General features: G+C 74.0%; 2 protein-coding genes. Both read right to left on the bottom strand.

Annotated features, from left to right (window positions below; genetic code table 11):
- Nucleotides 1–35: 35 nt before the first annotated feature.
- Nucleotides 36–1316 (bottom strand): GNAT family N-acetyltransferase, encoded by a 1281-nt coding sequence (locus ACFV6I_RS39375; protein ID WP_380431079.1) that lies wholly within the window; start codon nucleotides 1314–1316, stop codon nucleotides 36–38.
- A gap of 40 nt (nucleotides 1317–1356) precedes the next feature.
- Complete coding sequence (locus tag ACFV6I_RS39370) at nucleotides 1357–1878, bottom strand: GNAT family N-acetyltransferase (RefSeq protein WP_380378067.1); 522 nt, start codon at nucleotides 1876–1878, stop codon at nucleotides 1357–1359.
- Nucleotides 1879–2044 lie beyond the last annotated feature (166 nt).

Raw genomic sequence — 2044 nt, 5'->3', positions numbered from 1 at the left:
GTAATGCGGTCCGGCCCTCGGCGTGACGGCGCCGCTCAGAAGCCGTCCGGGTTCCAGGGTTGCAGCGGCGTGCGCAGCAGCAGGTCGGCGGCGACCGCCGCGCCGGGGCGCAGTTCGGTGAGCAGGCCGGCCGCGAGCAGCCGGGGCGCCGTCTCGCCGCCCAGGTAGAGCGAAGCCAGCTCGGAGGCGTCCAGGGCGAGGTCGGCGTCGTCCGTGGTCCGGGTGCAGCGGCCGGTGCCGTCCGCGGCGACCTCGATCGCCCAGCGGCCGGAGGCGTAGCCGAGCCGGTCCTCGACCTCCAGGACCACCCGGCCGGGCGCGCCGTACGTCCGGGCGTCGAACGCGGCCGCCACGTCCAGCACCCGCAGCCAGGTGAAGTCGGCGTTGTCCACGTACGGGGTGGCGGCGCGCGGCTCCTGGAGCAGCAGCGGCAGCGGGTCGTCCGGGCCGATGTTCTCCGCGACGACCTTGCGCACCCAGTCGACGGAGAGGACGAAGCGCCACAGCTCGGCGGCGGTCGCCCGGTCGAGGGCGAGGAAGTCGGCCACGGTCAGGGTGCAGTTCGGGTAGCTGCCGTCCCAGGCGTCGTCGACCCGATAGGCCACCAGGCCGGTGACCGTGCCGTCGGCGTCCCGGTGGACGGCCACGAACGGCTCCTTGAACTCGTGGCCCGGCAACTGGAGTTCACCGGTGTTCCGCTTCCACCACAGCTCGTCGCGGGCGATCGCGCCCGGCTGGGTGCGCCGCCAGCGCTCGTGCAGGTCGGGGCCCAGCTCGCGGGCCTGCTCCATGGTCACGAAGTCGATCCGCCCGCCGGGCACGGTGGGCAGGCCGTCGCGCAGGCCGCGGGTGCGGTGCAGGTCGATGTTCCAGCCGTGGCCGCGGGTGGCCGGGCCGAAGCCGTAGCGGCCGTAGATGTTGTACTCGGCGGCGATCAGGATGGCGACCGCCGAACCCCGCTCGGCGGCGGCCGCGAGGTCGCGGCGCATCAACGTGCCGAGCAGGCCGCGGCGGCGGTGGGTGGCGCTGACCGCCACGGCGGTGACGGCGTCGGCCCGGACGGTGGCCCCGCCCGGGACGGTCAGCTCGACGTCGAAGCTGCGGAAGGTGGCGATGCAGCGGTCACCGTCGAAGCCGGCCAGCATCCGGCCCGGCTCCCACTGCAGGCGGCGGAAGTCGGCCGTGCTCTCCGCGTGCGAGCGCAGGAAGCCCAGAGCGAGTGCCCGGTCCCACGCGGCCACCTCGCTCTCGGCGATCGCGCGGGTCTGGAGGCCGTTCACGATGTCGACGGCCCCGTCATCGGTTGTGTTGCCCATCGGGCCACCGTACGGGCGTCGCTTTCGGGCGGCATCCCATTTATTCCGTGCCCGATGCGCGGTGCTCCCCCGGCACCACCACCCAGTGGTTGCAGTGCAGGACGCGGTTGGCGAAGTCGACGTCCAGCTCGCCGAGCAGCCGGAAGCCGAGCGCCCGGCAGATCCCGTTGGACGGGCCGTTGGCCGTCGCCGGGAAGGCGTGCACCGGGCCCCACCGGCCGTCCCGGGCGGCCGCGTCCAGCAGTTCCCGGACGGCCGCCTTGGCGAGGCCGCGCCCCTGGAACTCGGGCAGCACCATCCAGCCGATCTCGGCCACGGCGGCGCCGTCCTCCTCGTGCGACCAGAGCGTGACGGAGCCGGCCACCACCTCCGGCCCGGCGCCGTCCGGGACGATCACCTTGATCCACGAACGGTCCTCGGCGACCTCCACGACGTCCTTGCGCAGCCGCTCCCGCACCCGCTCCTCCGGCAGCGGCCCGCCCAGCTCGGCCATCATCACCGCGTCGCACCGCATCCGGACGTACGCCCCGACGTCCCCCGCCTCGACGTCCCGCAGCCTCATCGCGTCTCCTCCCGAGTGATCGACGCGGCCACGCTAGCGCCTGCCGCCGACAGCCCCGGCGCGAGCCGGGGCGCTAGAAGGCTGATGAAGATCTTGGGTTGATCCGGGCCGTGCTGTCAGGTGGTGGCCTGGATTTGCCAGGTCGTGCCGTTGTGGGCGAGTCCGA

Origin of the sequence: Kitasatospora sp. NPDC059803 (assembly GCF_042732255.1) — a bacterium.
GTDB lineage: Bacteria > Actinomycetota > Actinomycetes > Streptomycetales > Streptomycetaceae > Kitasatospora.
Note: the sequence above shows the minus strand (reverse complement) of the source record. Positions and strands in the feature narration are given on the sequence as shown.